The following is a 15,296-nucleotide window of genomic DNA, read 5'->3' as shown; positions in this document are numbered from 1 at the left end:
GCGGTGTTAGCCCGCTTTCTTTGCTTACTTTCTTTGCGGCGGCAAAGAAAGTAAGTGCCGCCCCGCACAGGGGCAACCCTGGCAGACCACTAACAAAACGCGGATGCCACCAAAGCCCAAAAAAAACCCCACAAACCAGCGTCGCAGACAGAAAAAAAATCAAAACGTCAGATCATGCAACTTCCTCATCCCATCCCACAACCATTGAAAAATCGACTGCTCCGACTGTGCAACAGGCGCCGGCGTCCCGAGCTTCCCTAGCGTATCCTGCCGCCGTGACAGCATCTGCCAGATCAACCTGGCGACATCGGGCTGATCCTTGAGCAACGGCGTGAGGTCATCCTTCTTCAACTGATAGACACTCGCCGCCGTCAGCGCAGAAATCGTCACACTCGCCGGCATACCGGCCAGCAAACCCGCTTCGCCGATGGCATCACCCGGCCCGAGTCGCATCAACTCAACCGGCCCAGACGCATCTTCAGCGACAACAGAAAGCACACCCGAATCGACGATAGTCAGATGATCGAGCACGTTGTCCGGCTTGACCACCGTATCGCCACGGTCGTATCCGCGCCGCGTCAGCAGAGGCGCCAGATGCTTCAGCTCATCTCCCGTCAGCGCAGCAAAAATCTCCACCCGCCGCAACAGGCTGATGCGCGGGTCCGTCTCCTGCGCGACGGCAGGCGCCGACGCATAACCGGCAGCCAGCGGCCGCAACGCGATGCCCGCCGCCTCCAGATGCCGGTAGCACAAGTCGTACAGTTCGTTCGTCACGGCGAGTTTCTTGCCCATGTCGTCGACATACGCCGTCGCCTCGTATGTGACGGACATCACGCTGGTCCGCTTCACCTGCGCATACGGCGCGGGATCGGCGAGCACGGCGCGTACACCGGCGAGCGCACGTTCCAGCGCGGCCACCACGATGCCTGGACGCGCCTCGGGTGTGATCTCCAGCGTCACCGTGACGCCATGCAGCGACGGCGGCCGGTTGCTGTTGGTGATCTTCGCCTTCGCCGCCACGGCGTTCGGCACGATCACGATGTTGCCTTGCGAAGTCAGCAGATGCGTCGCGCGCCAGTTCATCTCCAGCACCTTGCCCTCGGTGCCGTCGATGGAAACCCAGTTGCCGATCTGATACGGCTCCGTGGTGTTGATCACGATGCCGGCGAACACATCGCTCAACGTGCTCTGGATCGCGAGACCGAGGACGATGGCCAGCGCGCCCGATGTCGCCACCAGTCCGCGCACCGGCAACTCAAGCACGAAGCCGAGCGCGGCGACGCCAGCTGCGAGAAACACCACGGCGCCAAACACGTCCGAGAAAAGCCGCTGACGGCGCCATGTGCTGGGTAGCAGAAGCGTGTCGATGGTCACGCTCAGCAGCCGCGCGCCCATCAGCCACCAGATGATCTCGAGTACCTGGCCGAGTATGTGCAGCGGCATCGAGTCCGCATACGGCGCCTGCGAGAACGGCGTCAGCCCCGTGCTGAACAGCAGCGCGCTATAGGCAGCGTAGAGGCACAGGCGCACCAGCAGCCGCGCGACTTCGTTTCTGGGGATCGCGCAACGCCAGATCACGACATCGATTGCGACGAGCGCAAAGCCGAAAATCAGCGGATTGTTCACGCACACTCCGTAGCGGGGTTGAACGGTCGACGATACCTGCAGGCCAGCTGCCATGGCTGTAGTCGGGACAGTAGCACGGCCTCGCGAACGCGGCATCGTGGCCGTGCCATGCCGTCCGCGCGTCCCGTCCGAGCCAACTATTTACGACATTTTCTCTCGCGCTGCAGCAGAGCCGCCTGCACCCGCCCGCATCCGTCCATCGTCGTCGCCACGAACGCGCGGCGCGCCGATGGACGGAAAAGCGTTCACTTCACGTTGAACGAGTAGTCGCCATGCGTACGATGCCCGTCCGACGCCACGGCAACCCAATGCACCGTGTATTTGCCCGCAGCGAGCGCAGGCAGCGCGACGGAGGCGACATCCGGGTGTTGCGCATCGACGGTCGATTTCTCGCTGTTCACCTGTTTGCCTGCCGCGTCCGTGACAGTCAGTGAACTGAAGGCGGGTTCGAGCGGGCCATCGAATGCGATGGTCACCTTGGCGGGCGCGTCGACCGTCGCGCCCGCGCCAGGCGTCTGCTTCTGCGGAAAGACGTGAGCGAGCGCCGCGAGCGGCGTCAGGGCCAATGACAGCGTGAGCGCGGTCACGAATCGTTTGATGTTCATGGTTCGGTCCTCGTTACTGGAAAAGCGGCTTGCCGATGGTGGTGGGCGCGATGTCGTCAAAGAACAGATGCGCCTGCACCAGCACGCCGACATGCGAGCCGCTCGCGTGATTGATCGGGATTTGCGCTTCGATGCCGAATTGCCCGTAGCGGTTGATCCAGATGACGCCCGGATTCACCGTGCCCGTGGTCTGCCCCTGGCTGCGCGACAGCGGTATCTCGACGAGCGGAATCAGGTTCGCGAGCGGCTGCGGCAGGCCGACGTCATGCACGTGCTGCTGCAGATAGGGCAGGCTGTATTGCACGGTGACGCCATAGTTGAACGCGTTCGGCTGGCCCGCGCCTGTCGTGAAGGCCGGCCCGGCTTCGCCTGTGATCGCGATGGGGCGCAGATACGCGAGCGAATCGGGCAGATCGCCGAAACCTTTGCCCGCGAATATGGTTGGCGAGATGGTCGAGAAACTGTCGCCGATCGCGTGGCTGCCCGGGCCGCCCAGATCCGCATCGACGCCGATCGACGTCATGAATTCGTGCGCCTCGTTCACATACAGCAGGTATTTGAGGCCGACGCCGAAGTTGTCGAAGCCATGCGCGGTCGGATTGTTCTGCCCGACGTAGGCGCCTTCTATCGATACCGCGAGACGCGGCGTGATCAGCTTGTCGTATTCGAAGCTGAAGGTGTTGACGCTCTGGTCGCCATCGTCGCCGCGCACGCGCTGATGTCCGTACTCCAGATTCAGTTCGTCGCTGACGCCGGGGTCGTCGACGGCCATGGTGGCGGGGAACACGCGGTCGCCGGCAATCGCGTGTGCGTGAGAAATGGAAGGCAACAGCAGGGCCGCGAGCATGCAGCCGGCGAGCGGCAGCATGCCGCGCGTGACGTATCGGTTATTCATGGGTTTATCCCGAGTGTGAGCGCGCGTGCCGGTTGCGCCGGGGGGAAGCGGCAACGCGGCATGCGCGGATACAGCAACGCTTCAACAGCGTTGCCGGATGCGTTTCGACTCAGAGATGGACAGGCGGCGCGCGTGGCTGCGCGGTGTCGAAGGTCGCGGCAAGCGCGACGCTTTCGAAGCGCACGGCAACGCGCTGCGCAATGACGGCGACCGTCAGCGCAAAAGTAGCGGGCGACGCGGGCAGCACGGGAACATGCGTGAGCAGACTGCAATAGCCGCATGCATGCCAGTGCGAGGCCAACGTGTGAGCGTTGCCGGGATCATCTTCCTGGGTGTCGGCGGGACTTGCCGTATGCGCCGAGCACAATGCGGCGGCGGGATCATAGGCGCCGCGGCTCGCCGCGATGGCCTGCGAAATGGTCGGCGCGAGCGTCGCCATCAGGATCGCAAGCAATCCGAGGATACTGCCAATCTTCCGATGGAACCGGCTCGACATGTTGGGAACGGGGCGGGATGCTGCGCGGATTATGACATCGGCGCGGCGTACGGTGCAGCGTCACGCACGCTCGCGCATGAAAAATCGTCGCGAGGCTGTCGATTTGCTGTCGCCTCGCGCGTCGTATCAGTAGAACCGGGCATACGCGGTTTTTATGCCCGGCGTCTGGATGTCTGGTCAATCAGCACAGGAGAGCGGCAATGAACTACGTGGACGGATTCGTGGTGGCAGTGAAGGCGGAGAATCGCGAGCTCTATCGCAAGCATGCGACGACGGCGGCGGGTGTGTTCAAGGAATACGGCGCGCTGAATGTGGTCGAGTGCTGGGGCGACGATGTGCCCGAAGGCAAGCTCACATCGTTTCCGATGGCCGTGAAGCGCGAGCCGGATGAAGTGGTGGTGTTCTCGTGGGTCGTGTGGCCTTCGCGCGCGGCGCGCGACGAAGGCATGGGCAAGGTGATGGCCGATCCGCGCGTTCAGCCCGACACGCTGCCCATGCCGTTCGATGGCAAACGGCTTATTTACGGCGGCTTCGAGGTTATCGTCGACGTATGACGGTGAGCCTGAAACGCCGGAGCGCTAGAGCGTTTCCGTGAACATCGGCGTCGTGCCGTCGCTGCTTTCGTAGTACTCAGCCGACGCCTGCGCATGCTGCGCGCCTTGCCCAAGACGGATGATCGTGAAGCCGTGCATGTAGATCATGTCGGCTTGCTTGAGCAACACGTTCTGCAACGTGGGCGGATTGACGATGCGTGAATCCGGCGCATTCTCCGGTCCGTCGACGATCACAGGCACGGCGCCGTGGCCGATGCAGCGTCCGCGATTCAGGCCGAGATACGGCTGGTAGATGCTCAGGCTGTGTTCGTGGCCCCAGAACCATGCGGCAATCGGCTGCCTGGCGGCCTGTGCGAAACGCTGGAAGCTCGGCAGCAGCTTCGGATTGTGCGCGACGAGCTTGCCGCCTGCCTGCAGCGGCCCGATCTGCGACAGCGCCGAAAACAGCTGATGATGCGACATCAGGATGGTCTTGCCGTCGAATTCGGCGATGCGATCGACGATCCATTGTTCTTCGTCCGGTTCGATGAATGTGAGCACTTCCGTGCCGTCGAACGGGTTGTAGTCGTGCAGGCCCGTGTCCATCGCGATGAACTGCCAGTCGTCGTTGCGCAGGCAGAAGAAGCTCGCGGGCTGCCGGCGCGCGTGATCGTTCAGTGTGTCGATCAGGCCGTAATAGCCGGCACCGCCCGAGTACATGTCATGATTGCCGGAGAGCGTGTAGACGGGGACATCTTTGGTACTGCGCGCCAGCACGGTATCGACGATGTTCCGGAAGTTTGCGTCGCATTCCTCGGGCGTGCCGGAATAGTAGATGTCGCCGAGATGGATCACGATGTCCGGGTTTTGCAGCGCGGCCTGCTTCAGCAGATCGACGGCGACGTCCGTGCCGGTGCCCCAGTCGGCGATCAGCGCGATCGTTGCGCCTGCTTTGAGTGGGATCGTGACGGGGCCGATCGTGTTCGCGCGCCGGTAGGGAATCGCCGCGCGCTTGCCGTCAGGACCGAAAAACTGCATGTAGTTCTCGATGACCTTGATCCAGGCCGGATCGCAGACGTTGTAGCGCAGATTGTTTTCGATCGTGCTGGCGGCCGTCGCGTCGCCGCGAGCGCGCGCCTGCAACAGCGAGAAGCCCATCTTCGCGCAGGTCCACGCGTCCTGTGCGACCTCGCCCGGCGCGACGTCGGGTAAGGTGGTCTGGCCTTGCGATTTCAGCGCTGCAATCGCAGCCGCCGCATTCACGAGCGCGTTGTCCGTTCCCGGGCGTGTGACGAGCGCAGTGGAAGGCGACGCGGTGCGCACGACCTGATCGACGGCGGACTGAAACAGCGATACGAACTGATCGCGGAAACTCTCGGGTTGGGCGGCCATTGCGCTCTCGGAAGGTCAGGTTGGGCTAACACGAAGACGATTGACGCCACACAATTTGCATATTGAGCACGGAATGAGCCGATATAGCCGGGCATTTTTCGAACTGCAATGGCGCTTTGCCGAACGCGTGGCGGCCATTTCCAGCTCGCCGCTGGAAGTCGCGTTGCTGCATTACACGAATTTCTATATCCGCTTTGGATTGGGCCGTCAATTCGATGCTAACCATAGCGTGTGGCGGATTTATATCGACGGTTTAACCGATGCGGCAGATCCCGTCGAATGGACCTGGCGGTTTTTCCTCACGCGTGAAGAAATGCCGCCGCCCGCTCTGGTTGCACGCTTCGGCTGTTTTTCCTATGCAATTGCGAGCGATACGGCCATTCGCCTGCATTTCTCCAATATCGATTCGCCAGCGTACTCGCCTTTGAGCCGCAAGCGGATTGACGCAAGGCGCGCCGAATTGCGCGCGCTATTCGAGCATGTGATGCATGCCAATCCTTCGACGCAACGCGTATTGGGCACGTCGTGGCTTTACAATCTGCCCGCTTATCGCAGGCTTTTTCCTTTGGCCTATATCGAAACCGCGCGCGAATTGACCACGCGCTTCCAGAACATGCCGCTGTGGGGACAATTCCTCGACCGATACGGCAATGTGCGACCCGATATGCAAACGTACTTTCTCCAACGCATTGCGCAACACAGGGATATGGCCGCTATCGCCCAGTGTTTTCCTTTTCGGGCACTCGCTACTGACGTGTCCATCGCCGTTTTTGACGGCTTTTACGACGCAAGCTGATCACGCCAGCTATTCAGCCGATTCAAGCTTTCCGCGCAGTTGCCGATAACGTGACTGGCCGTCCCTTATGCAAAGCCATAACAAAGATGCGTTTGTCCAAAACCGAGTCTGTCCTTTTTGCCGTTGCCGTATTTGCCATCGCCGGGTTCAGCGGCTGGCTGCAAAACGAAATGAAGCACGCGGCGCGTGAGCGCAACCGGCACGACATCGGCACGATCGTCGATGCAGCCTGTGCGAACCTGAATGCCGCCGAACTCGAATCGAGCGACAACGGCCAGCTCCAGTGCGGTTCCGTCGCGCATGAAGCGCCGCGCGAAGCGTCGGCGCCCGAAGCCTTGACGGCGGCTGCGGCGGCGGGCGCGTCGACGGTGCCTAATCCCTAGTGTCTTTTTCTGGTCGCCGCGTGCGATGATGCGCTGCGCAGCCAGCGTAGAGGCGGCTTCCATCGACAATACCTCACACGCTGATATACTGAATACGTTCATAGTCCATTAGAGGCGATGCATGTCGTCAGAACTTGACAGCCAGCCAGCGGCCACGCCGTTCACCCTGTCATTGCAGCCCATCGGGATGAGCGCGAGCTTGCGCGACCGCGCCTATGCGATGCTCCGCCAGGCTATCGCCGATGCCGACATCTATGCGTCGCGCGAAGAGATTCGCCTCGACGACCGCGCGCTGAGCGAATCGCTGGGCGTGAGCCGCACGCCCGTGCGCGAGGCGATGACGCTGCTCGAACAGGAAGGCTTCGTGCGGACCATTCCGCGCCGCGGCATCTACATCGTGCGCAAGAACAAGCGCGAGATCGTCGAGATGGTGCAGATGTGGGCCGCGCTGGAAAGCATGGCTGCACGTCTCGCCACGCTGCACGCCACCGACGAAGAAATCGCGCGGCTGCGCCATATGTTCGACCAGTTCCGCGATTCGACGCCGGCTGAACATATTGCCGAGTACTCGGATGCGAACATTGCTTTCCATCAGGCCATTGTCGAACTGTCGAAGTCGCAGATCATTTTCGACACGATCAAGAACATCTTCATTCATGTGCGTGCGATCCGGCGCATGACCATTTCGCAGAGCGACCGCGCGTCGCGTTCGATCGTCGATCATCTGCGCATCATCGAAGCGCTCGAGAAGCGCGATACCGAACTGGCCGAGCGTCTGGTGCGCCAGCACTCGCTCGATCTCGCCGCTTTCATCGAAGCGAACTGCGATTTCCTCGATTGATGGCCATCTTCCAGCACTGATCTACCGCGGACATCCACGTCTCGGATGTCCGCATCTTCCCTCATTGCCAAGCGGCAAGCTTCTCTGCGCGCCCCGCGCCATCGCATCTATAAACGATCGCGAATCCATTCGATAACTTTCTTTAATTATTCGCAATCGGGCATGCGCTCTTACGATGAGTTCGCCCGGCAACGGACTGCCTTTAAGGGTTAACGCCTGGCATTGCGTGTTGAAGCGCAATGCATTGGGGAAAATCCGCAGGCCGCTCGAATAGAAATGTAAAGACTGAAAACTGTTTGAATGGTTAACTACGCAAGTCTGTCGATAGTCCCAACGCCGGGTAAGAAGAACACAGCAAGGCCGATGCAGCCGCGCTGATACATATAGGCGTAGCAGCACCTAACCATTAGAAATGACATGCAATTTTGCATGCGACGGAAGCCGGCGCTAAAACGTCAGTCCCGTCGAAAGCGGAGACGATGCTCATGAATGGAAACACCCGACAGGCGACGGGAAGCGGTTTGCTCTCGAACCGCTGGTCTCAGCTGGTGATTGGCATGTTGTGCATGGCACTGGTCGCCAATCTTCAATACGCCTGGACGCTCTTCGTCGCGCCGATGGACGCGCGGCACCACTGGGGCGAAGCATCTATCCAGCTTGCGTTCTCTATTTTCATTCTCACAGAGACATGGCTCGTGCCTGTGGAAGGCTGGCTCGTCGACCGCTTCGGGCCGCGTCCGGTGGTGGCGGTTGGAGCGCTCTGCGCCGGTCTCGCGTGGATGATCTTCTCGCACGCGACGACACTGCCTGAGCTGTATGCCGGCTCGGTCATCGCCGGCATTGGCGCGGGCGGCGTGTACGGCACGTGCGTCGGCAATGCGCTGAAATGGTTTCCGGACAAGCGCGGTCTCGCTGCGGGCCTGACGGCAGCGGGTTTCGGCGCAGGCGCGGCCGTCACGGTGATCCCCATTGCCAACATGATTACGCGCACGGGTTACGAACATACGTTCCTGTTCTTCGGCATCCTGCAGGGCGCGGCGATTTTCGTGCTGGCGCTGCTGCTGCACAAACCGGTGGCACGTTCCACGGCGGGCGTGAAGCGCAAGTTCGCGGTCAGCAAGATCGACTACACGCCGGGGCAGATGATCAAGACGCCCGTCTTCTGGGTGATCTATGCATCGTTCGTCGCGGTGGCGGCGGGCGGTCTGATGGCCACGGCGCAGATTGGCCCGATCGCTAAAGACTGGGGGCTCGCCAAATTGCCGATGTCGATGTTCGGCATGACGTTGCCGCTGCTGACGATGACGCTGTCCATCGACAACATCTGCAATGGCTTCACGCGTCCGCTGTGCGGCTTCATCTCCGACAAGATCGGCCGCGAAAACACCATGTTCGCGATCTTCATCGGCGAAGGGCTCGCGCTGCTCGGCATGATGCAGTATGGCCAGAACCCTTATGCGTTCATGACGTTCGCCGCGCTGATCTTCCTGTTCTGGGGCGAGATCTTCTCGATCTTCCCGGCCATTTGCGCGGATACGTTCGGCAGCAAGTTTGCGGCGTCGAATGCGGGCACGCTCTATACGGCGAAAGGCACAGCGGCCTTGCTGGTGCCGCTTGCGTCGGTGTTGTCGGCGGCGGGCGGATGGAGTCTCGTGTTTATCGTGTCGGCGGTGGTGACGATTGCAGCAGGTGTAGCGGCGAAGTTCGTGCTCGCGCCGATGCGTGCAAGATTGATCGAATCGGGAACGTCTGCGTCTTCGTCCTCGGCCAATGCATCGCGGCTGAGCGCCAGTTCGGGCGAGTGAGGCGTCGCGCTGTTACGGCGCGTTGCAGGTTCGTTGAAGTTGAAGTTTGAGTCGAAGTGATGCGGAAGCGGTGTGCTGCCTTGGGGGGCGGGCGCACCGCTTTTGTTTTTTCGCGCGGGCGTCACGCGTCTTGTCCGATCTTGACTGTGTGTGTCCCGCTTCTGTCGATATCTATCAGCCGCCAATAAAAAACTCCCGCGCCAGTGAGGCGCGGGAGTTTTTCAAGGTACTGCTGCGAGCGGCGATCGTGGCGCTTCAGGCGCCTGCGAGTGCCGGCACGCCATCGTCGGCGAAGTACTGGGAAAGCGAAAAGCCCGAACGGTGCGCTTCCTCCTGCCTGTCGACGCGTGTCGGCAGAACTTCGGGCGTATGCGCGCGCTTCTTCGCGAGAATCGCGTCGCTCAGGAAATCCGCGCTGTACGCGTTGAGCAGATGCGGCTGATGCGCGTGCAGATAAGCGGCGACGCGTGCATGTTCGCCGTCGATCGTCGCGAGCGACGTGAGCATCTGTGCGTCCCAGCGGAAGCGCAAGCCGAGGTCGGCGAATGCGCTGTTGAACGCGCACAGCTGCGCGTCGATCGAGCGCTCATAGTGAGTCCCGTGTTGATCGTGTGCGTTGCGCATCATCCCCTCCATATCAGCGATTGCGTGAAGACAGCTTAGGCGCGTCGATCAATTCACGATAGTTAAAGTTTTCTTTGAAAACTATTCGTCATCACTTATGTACTGTGCGCTGCATACCTGGGGTGCAGGAGAATTGGTGACGATAAGATATGTGATATACAGTATTGCACATATGCAAAGCGGTACTTGCAGACGGGTAGAAGGGCCAAACGGCCGCGCCGACCTGGCGCGCGTCGTCAAACGGGCCGCCACCGTTTTCGACCACGAGGAGACACGCCGACCATGTCCACCGACACGCAAGAGAATGTCCGCTCGGTCCCGTTGAGCCTGAATCTCACGCCGATCAACGCGACGGCTTCGCTGCGCGATCAGGCGTACGCACGGCTCAAGCAGGCGATCGCGAACACCGACATCTATCACTCGCGTGAGGAAGTGCGTCTGGATGAGAAGGAGCTGACGGAAGCGCTCGGCGTGAGCCGCACGCCCGTGCGTGAAGCGATGACCTTGCTCGAACAGGAAGGCTTTCTGCGCACGGTGCCGCGCCGCGGTGTCTACATCCTGCGCAAGACGAAGAAAGAGATCGTCGAGATGATCTGCATGTGGGCCGCGCTCGAAAGCGTGGCCGCGCGCCTGGCCACGCAGCGCGCTTCGAATGAAGACATAGCGGGCCTGCGCGCGATGTTCGACGACTTCCATTCAGCGACGCCGACCGATCACATCGAGGAGTACTCCGAGGTGAACATCGCGTTTCACCAGGCGCTGGTCGAGCTATCCGGCTCGCAGATCATCCTCGACACCATCAAGAACATCTTCATGCATGTGCGCGCGATACGGCGCATGACGATCGCGCAGAGCGACCGCGCGTCGCGTTCGATCGAAGACCACATGCGCATTATCGAAGCGCTGGAAGCGCGCGATACCGAACGCGTCGAGACGCTGGTGCGCCAGCACTCGCTCGACCTCGCGCTGTATGTCGAAGCGCATTGCGATTTTCTGGACTGAGGGCCGCCGGCACGTACTCGCGACGACCCCAGGATTATCCCGAACGGGCGCTTGATGCAACGCACGATATAAGCGCCCAAAGCCTTCAAACACAAAGCGCTAGCCAACTTTTGCACTGCAGCAGTACCCGATGAAAGCAAAGCCGTTCGCAAAAATCCGTTGACTAATATTGTGTTTGGAATATTGTATATCACGAGACGCCACACAACACCCGGCCAAGGAGGAGACGTCATGGCAGATGTACTTGAGATCAGACCGCAAGAATCCGCTGAAGAGAACGCACAACAAACGACGGACGGTTTCCACCTCGTCATCGATGCACTCAAAGCGAACGATATCGACACGATTTTTGGTCTGGTCGGCATTCCTATCACCGACCTCGCGCGCCTCGCGCAAGCGGAAGGAATGCGCTTTATCGGTTTCCGTCACGAGCAGCACGCAGGTCATGCAGCGGCGATTGCCGGCTACATGACGCAAAAGCCCGGCATCTGTATGACAGTGTCCGCACCGGGCTTCCTGAACGGCCTCACGGCCCTCGCCAACGCAACGACGAACTGCTTCCCGATGATCCTGATCAGCGGATCGAGCGAACGTGAAATCGTCGACCTGCAGCAAGGCGACTACGAAGAAATGGATCAGTTGAACGCAGCGAAGCCGTATGCGAAGGCTGCGTATCGCGTGCTGCACGCAGAAGACATCGGCATCGGCCTCGCGCGTGCGATTCGCGCTGCGGTGTCGGGTCGTCCGGGCGGCGTGTATCTCGACTTGCCCGCGAAGCTGCTGTCGCAAACTATCGATGCCGTGAAAGCGAAGCAGTCGCTGGTACGCGTGATCGATGCAGCGCCGCGCCAGCTGCCTGCGCCTGATTCAGTGAAGCGCGCCATCGATCTGCTGAAGACGGCCAAGCGTCCTCTCTTGCTGCTCGGCAAGGGCGCATCGTATTCGCAGGCCGACAAGGAAATCCGCGCGTTCATCGAAAAGACGGGCATTCCGTATCTGCCGATGTCGATGGCCAAGGGTCTGCTGCCCGATACGCACGAGCAATCGGCATCCGCTGCGCGTTCGTTCGTGCTGGCTGAGTCCGATGTGGTCGTGCTGGTCGGCGCGCGTCTGAACTGGCTGCTGTCGCATGGCAAGGGCAAGACGTGGGGCAAGCCGAAGCAGTTCGTGCAGATCGACATTTCGGCGCAGGAAATGGACAGCAACGTCGCGATCGCGGCGCCGCGCGTCGGCGATATCGGTTCGTGCGTCGCTTCGCTGCTCGATCAGGTTGGCGATGATTTCCCGCAACCGCCGAAGGAATGGATCGACGCCGTCACCGAGAAGAAGAACACCAACCTGCAGAAGATGGCCGCGACGCTCGCAAAGAATCCGTCGCCGATGAACTTCCACAGCGCGCTGCGCGTGCTGCGCGACATCGTCAAGGAGAACCCGGACATCAATGTCGTAAACGAAGGCGCGAACACGCTGGACTATGCACGCGCGATCATCGACATGTATCAGCCGCGCAAGCGTTTCGATTCGGGTACGTGGGGCGTGATGGGCATCGGCATGGGCTTCGCTATCGGCGCCGCCGTGACGAGCGGCAAGCAGGTTCTCGCGATCGAAGGCGATAGCGCGTTCGGCTTCAGCGGCATGGAACTCGAAACGATCTGCCGATATGACCTGCCCGTGTGCACGGTCATCTTCAACAACAACGGCGTGTATCGCGGCACCGACGTGAACCCGACGGGCGGCAAGGACGTCGCGCCGACGGTGTTCGTGAAGGACGCGCGCTACGACAAGATGATCGAGGCATTCGGCGGCATTGGCTACAACGTGACGACGCCGGAAGAACTGGAAAAAGCGGTGAAGGAAGCGATTGCATCGGGCAAGCCGACGCTCATCAACGCCGTGATCGACGAAGCGGCCGGGACCGAAAGCGGACGCTTGACGAATCTGAACCCGCAAAGCGCGGCAATGAAAAAGTGACATCAGCCAACCACGGAGATACGAAAGTGAGCAAACCACTCGAAGGCGTCAAGATCATCGACTTCACGCACGTTCAGGCAGGCCCTGCGTGCACCCAGTTGCTTGCCTGGTTCGGCGCAGATGTGATCAAGGTCGAGCGCCCCGGTTCGGGCGACGTGACGCGCAACCAGCTGCGCGACATTCCTGAAGCCGACGCGCTGTACTTCACGATGCTCAACAGCAACAAGCGTTCGCTGACGCTCGACACGAAGACGCAGGACGGCAAGGAAGTACTGGAAAAGCTGATCCAGGAATCGGACGTGCTGGTCGAGAACTTTGCGCCGGGCGCACTGGATCGCATGGGCTTCACGTGGGAACGCATCAACGAACTGAACCCGAAGATGATCGTGGCTTCCGTGAAGGGCTTTAGCGATGGCCATCATTACGACGATCTGAAGGTTTATGAAAACGTCGCGCAGTGCGCAGGCGGCGCCGCATCGACGACAGGCTTCTGGGACGGCCCGCCGACAGTGAGCGCAGCAGCACTCGGCGACAGCAACACGGGTATGCACCTGGCCATCGGCATTCTCACGGCACTGATCGGCCGCGACAAGACGGGCAAGGGCCAGAAGGTGGCCGTGTCGATGCAGGACAGCGTGATCAACCTGTGCCGCGTGAAGCTGCGCGACCAGCAGCGTCTGGACCGCGTCGGCTACCTGGAAGAGTATCCGCAATATCCGCATGGCGAATTCAGCGATGTCGTGCCGCGCGGCGGCAATGCAGGCGGTGGTGGCCAGCCGGGTTGGGTGCTGAAGTGCAAGGGCTGGGAAACGGACCCGAACGCGTACATCTACTTCACGATTCAGGGCCACGCGTGGGAGCCGATCTGCCGTGCGATCGGCAAGGAAGAGTGGATCGACGATCCGAACTACAAGACGGCACAGGCACGTCAGCCGCATATCTTCGATATCTTCAACACGATCGAAGGGTGGCTTGCCGACAAGACGAAGTTCGAGGCTGTCGACATCCTCCGCAAGTTCGACATTCCGTGCTCGCCGGTTCTGTCGATGAAGGAAATCGCCAATGACGAGTCGCTGCGTGCGAGCGGCACGATCGTCGAAGTGGACCACAAGGCGCGCGGCAAGTATCTGACGGTGGGCAGCCCGATCAAGTTCTCGGACATGAAGCCTGAAATCACTGGTTCGCCGCTGCTTGGCGAGCACACGGAAGAAGTGCTGGCGGGTCTCGGCTACAGCTTCGAGCAGATCGCGAACCTGCGGGAATCGAAAGTGGTGTAATCGTCAGAGGCGTTTCAACGGTTCCGTGTGTTGCATGGAGAGACGCACGGAACCCACAGAACAGCGCCCACGTGGCGCTGTTTTTGCTGAGCGGCAGCTAGCCCAATAACACACGAGCCCCTATATGCAAGCAGCCATCGATTTTGAACAGCTGGTGAACGTGATCGGCGATGCCGTCGTGATCTCCGACAAGCATGGCGCGATTACGTTGTGGAATCCTGCGGCGGAGCGGATCTTTGGCTTTACGCCGGAGGATGCACTTGGGAAGTCGCTGGATCTGATCATCCCCGAGCGACTGCGAGGACGTCATTGGGAAGGTTATGAAAAGACCATGGCGACGGGACAGACGCGCTATGGCAATGATCTTTTGCGCGTGCCCGCTGTTCACAAGGATGGTCGCGCGCTGTCGATCGCTTTTACGGTTGCACTGTTGTATTCACCCGAGCGCGAACTGACTGGCATCGTCGCGGTGATCCGCGATGAAACCGCGCGGTTTCAGGAAGATCGCAATTTGCGCAAGCGTATCGCGGAGCTTGAGGCGCGCGCCGGCGCCGGATTTTTCTGTGGGCCGCTTTCGTTCGCGCTTTCGCGTTTGCGTAATCAATATCAATGTCGATCGCCGGTATGGCGATTTGCTCATGGAGAAGATCGATGCGTGTGGAAACGTTTGGGGCCTATCAGGTTGAATTGTCTGCCCGGCAGTTTATTAGTCATGGTGGGTGGGCGGCGTTTGAATCCGTTCGGAAGCTGGATGATGGGGCGGAGGCGCGTGTGCATGTGGTGCCGTTTCAGCAGGTGGCTGAGTATGCGGTTTTTGCTACCGAGGCGGCGGCGATTGATGCTGCTAGAGGGGCTGTTGTGGAGATGATATCGGTTTAGGTTTTTTTTTCGTCTGCGACGGTTTGGGGTGGGTTTTTTGCGCTGGCGTCCGCGTGTTGTTAGTGGTCTGCTAGCGTTGCCCCTGTGCGGGGCGGCACCTACTTTTCTTTGCCGCGGCAAAGAAAAGTAGGCAAAAGAAAGCCGCTGAACACCACCCACTACGGTCCTTGC

At 60.5% G+C, this 15,296-nt stretch carries 14 protein-coding genes and 1 pseudogene; 9 read left to right on the top strand and 6 right to left on the bottom strand.

The features are described 5' to 3' along the window. Window positions 1-159: 159 nt before the first annotated feature. The 4 genes from DK391_RS41595 to DK391_RS41580 form a co-directional block, all read right to left on the bottom strand. Complete coding sequence (locus DK391_RS41595; protein WP_109483832.1) at window positions 160-1,626, bottom strand: mechanosensitive ion channel family protein; 1,467 nt, start codon at window positions 1,624-1,626, stop codon at window positions 160-162. Between the two features lie 245 nt (window positions 1,627-1,871). Then, entirely contained in the window at window positions 1,872-2,231 is a 360-nt protein-coding gene (locus DK391_RS41590; protein ID WP_109483830.1) for a copper resistance protein CopC, read from the bottom strand. Window positions 2,232-2,244: 13 nt separating this feature from the next. Next, window positions 2,245-3,126 carry a hypothetical protein gene (locus DK391_RS41585; protein WP_109483829.1) on the bottom strand — a complete coding sequence of 294 codons (882 nt, stop codon included), beginning with the start codon at window positions 3,124-3,126 and terminating at the stop codon, window positions 2,245-2,247. A 109-nt stretch (window positions 3,127-3,235) separates the two neighbouring features. Next, a complete protein-coding gene (locus DK391_RS41580; RefSeq protein ID WP_109483828.1) occupies window positions 3,236-3,622 on the bottom strand; it encodes a DUF2946 domain-containing protein in 387 nt (128 codons plus the stop codon). Window positions 3,623-3,822: 200 nt separating this feature from the next. On the opposite strand from DK391_RS41580, the gene DK391_RS41575 reads away from it, so the two are divergent. Then, the gene (locus DK391_RS41575; protein WP_109483827.1) at window positions 3,823-4,176 is read left to right on the top strand and encodes a DUF1428 domain-containing protein; all 354 of its coding nucleotides are present in this window, start codon (window positions 3,823-3,825) and stop codon (window positions 4,174-4,176) included. Between the two features lie 24 nt (window positions 4,177-4,200). On the opposite strand, the gene DK391_RS41570 is transcribed toward DK391_RS41575, so the two are convergent. Then, the gene (locus tag DK391_RS41570; RefSeq protein WP_109483826.1) at window positions 4,201-5,547 is read right to left on the bottom strand and encodes a metallophosphoesterase; all 1,347 of its coding nucleotides are present in this window, start codon (window positions 5,545-5,547) and stop codon (window positions 4,201-4,203) included. Window positions 5,548-5,620: 73 nt separating this feature from the next. Between DK391_RS41570 and DK391_RS41565 the strand changes: the two genes are divergently transcribed. The 4 genes from DK391_RS41565 to oxlT all read left to right on the top strand — a co-directional run bounded on the left by DK391_RS41565 (window position 5,621) and on the right by oxlT (window position 9,372). Further along, a complete protein-coding gene (locus tag DK391_RS41565) occupies window positions 5,621-6,343 on the top strand; it encodes a hypothetical protein (protein WP_109483825.1) in 723 nt (240 codons plus the stop codon). An 86-nt stretch (window positions 6,344-6,429) separates the two neighbouring features. After that, window positions 6,430-6,726 carry a hypothetical protein gene (locus DK391_RS41560; RefSeq protein WP_109483824.1) on the top strand — a complete coding sequence of 99 codons (297 nt, stop codon included), beginning with the start codon at window positions 6,430-6,432 and terminating at the stop codon, window positions 6,724-6,726. A gap of 121 nt (window positions 6,727-6,847) precedes the next feature. Beyond that, window positions 6,848-7,567: a GntR family transcriptional regulator gene (locus tag DK391_RS41555; RefSeq protein WP_109483823.1), complete on the top strand. Its 720-nt coding sequence runs from the start codon at window positions 6,848-6,850 to the stop codon at window positions 7,565-7,567. 485 nt (window positions 7,568-8,052) lie between these two features. Next, entirely contained in the window at window positions 8,053-9,372 is a 1,320-nt protein-coding gene (gene oxlT, locus DK391_RS41550) for an oxalate/formate MFS antiporter (RefSeq protein ID WP_109483831.1), read from the top strand. Window positions 9,373-9,627: 255 nt separating this feature from the next. Here the strand turns inward: oxlT and DK391_RS41545 are convergent, their stop codons facing one another. Further along, a complete protein-coding gene (locus DK391_RS41545; protein ID WP_109483822.1) occupies window positions 9,628-9,996 on the bottom strand; it encodes a hypothetical protein in 369 nt (122 codons plus the stop codon). 282 nt (window positions 9,997-10,278) lie between these two features. On the opposite strand from DK391_RS41545, the gene DK391_RS41540 reads away from it, so the two are divergent. From DK391_RS41540 to DK391_RS41525, 4 genes and pseudogenes are all read left to right on the top strand, one after another. Then, window positions 10,279-10,998, top strand: a complete 720-nt coding sequence (locus DK391_RS41540; protein WP_109483821.1) for a GntR family transcriptional regulator — start codon at window positions 10,279-10,281, stop codon at window positions 10,996-10,998. 231 nt (window positions 10,999-11,229) lie between these two features. Then, on the top strand, window positions 11,230-12,969 hold the full coding sequence (gene oxc / locus DK391_RS41535; protein WP_109483820.1) for an oxalyl-CoA decarboxylase: 1,740 nt from the start codon (window positions 11,230-11,232) through the stop codon (window positions 12,967-12,969). A 26-nt stretch (window positions 12,970-12,995) separates the two neighbouring features. Further along, window positions 12,996-14,246 carry a formyl-CoA transferase gene (frc, locus tag DK391_RS41530; protein WP_109483819.1) on the top strand — a complete coding sequence of 417 codons (1,251 nt, stop codon included), beginning with the start codon at window positions 12,996-12,998 and terminating at the stop codon, window positions 14,244-14,246. Between the two features lie 124 nt (window positions 14,247-14,370). After that, window positions 14,371-14,799 (top strand): annotated as a pseudogene (locus DK391_RS41525) (PAS domain-containing protein); the annotation flags it as partial. Window positions 14,800-15,296: the final 497 nt, after the last annotated feature.

The sequence above is a fragment of the Paraburkholderia sp. C35 genome, from assembly GCF_003121405.1.
In the GTDB taxonomy this organism is placed as follows: domain Bacteria; phylum Pseudomonadota; class Gammaproteobacteria; order Burkholderiales; family Burkholderiaceae; genus Paraburkholderia.
The sequence above is the reverse complement of the archived record's forward strand: the minus strand, read 5'-3'. Positions and strand labels throughout refer to the sequence as shown.

Excerpts from the sequence above, each read along its gene's own strand:
- DK391_RS41590 (WP_109483830.1), bottom strand. The coding sequence starts at position 2,231 with ATGAACATCAAACGATTCGTGACCGCGCTCACGCTGTCATTGGCCCTG.
- DK391_RS41585 (WP_109483829.1), bottom strand. The coding sequence starts at position 3,126 with ATGAATAACCGATACGTCACGCGCGGCATGCTGCCGCTCGCCGGCTGC.
- DK391_RS41580 (WP_109483828.1), bottom strand. The coding sequence starts at position 3,622 with ATGTCGAGCCGGTTCCATCGGAAGATTGGCAGTATCCTCGGATTGCTT.
- DK391_RS41575 (WP_109483827.1), top strand. The coding sequence starts at position 3,823 with ATGAACTACGTGGACGGATTCGTGGTGGCAGTGAAGGCGGAGAATCGC.
- DK391_RS41570 (WP_109483826.1), bottom strand. The coding sequence starts at position 5,547 with ATGGCCGCCCAACCCGAGAGTTTCCGCGATCAGTTCGTATCGCTGTTT.
- DK391_RS41565 (WP_109483825.1), top strand. The coding sequence starts at position 5,621 with ATGAGCCGATATAGCCGGGCATTTTTCGAACTGCAATGGCGCTTTGCC.
- DK391_RS41560 (WP_109483824.1), top strand. The coding sequence starts at position 6,430 with ATGCGTTTGTCCAAAACCGAGTCTGTCCTTTTTGCCGTTGCCGTATTT.
- DK391_RS41555 (WP_109483823.1), top strand. The coding sequence starts at position 6,848 with ATGTCGTCAGAACTTGACAGCCAGCCAGCGGCCACGCCGTTCACCCTG.
- oxlT (WP_109483831.1), top strand. The coding sequence starts at position 8,053 with ATGAATGGAAACACCCGACAGGCGACGGGAAGCGGTTTGCTCTCGAAC.
- DK391_RS41545 (WP_109483822.1), bottom strand. The coding sequence starts at position 9,996 with ATGCGCAACGCACACGATCAACACGGGACTCACTATGAGCGCTCGATC.
- DK391_RS41540 (WP_109483821.1), top strand. The coding sequence starts at position 10,279 with ATGTCCACCGACACGCAAGAGAATGTCCGCTCGGTCCCGTTGAGCCTG.
- oxc (WP_109483820.1), top strand. The coding sequence starts at position 11,230 with ATGGCAGATGTACTTGAGATCAGACCGCAAGAATCCGCTGAAGAGAAC.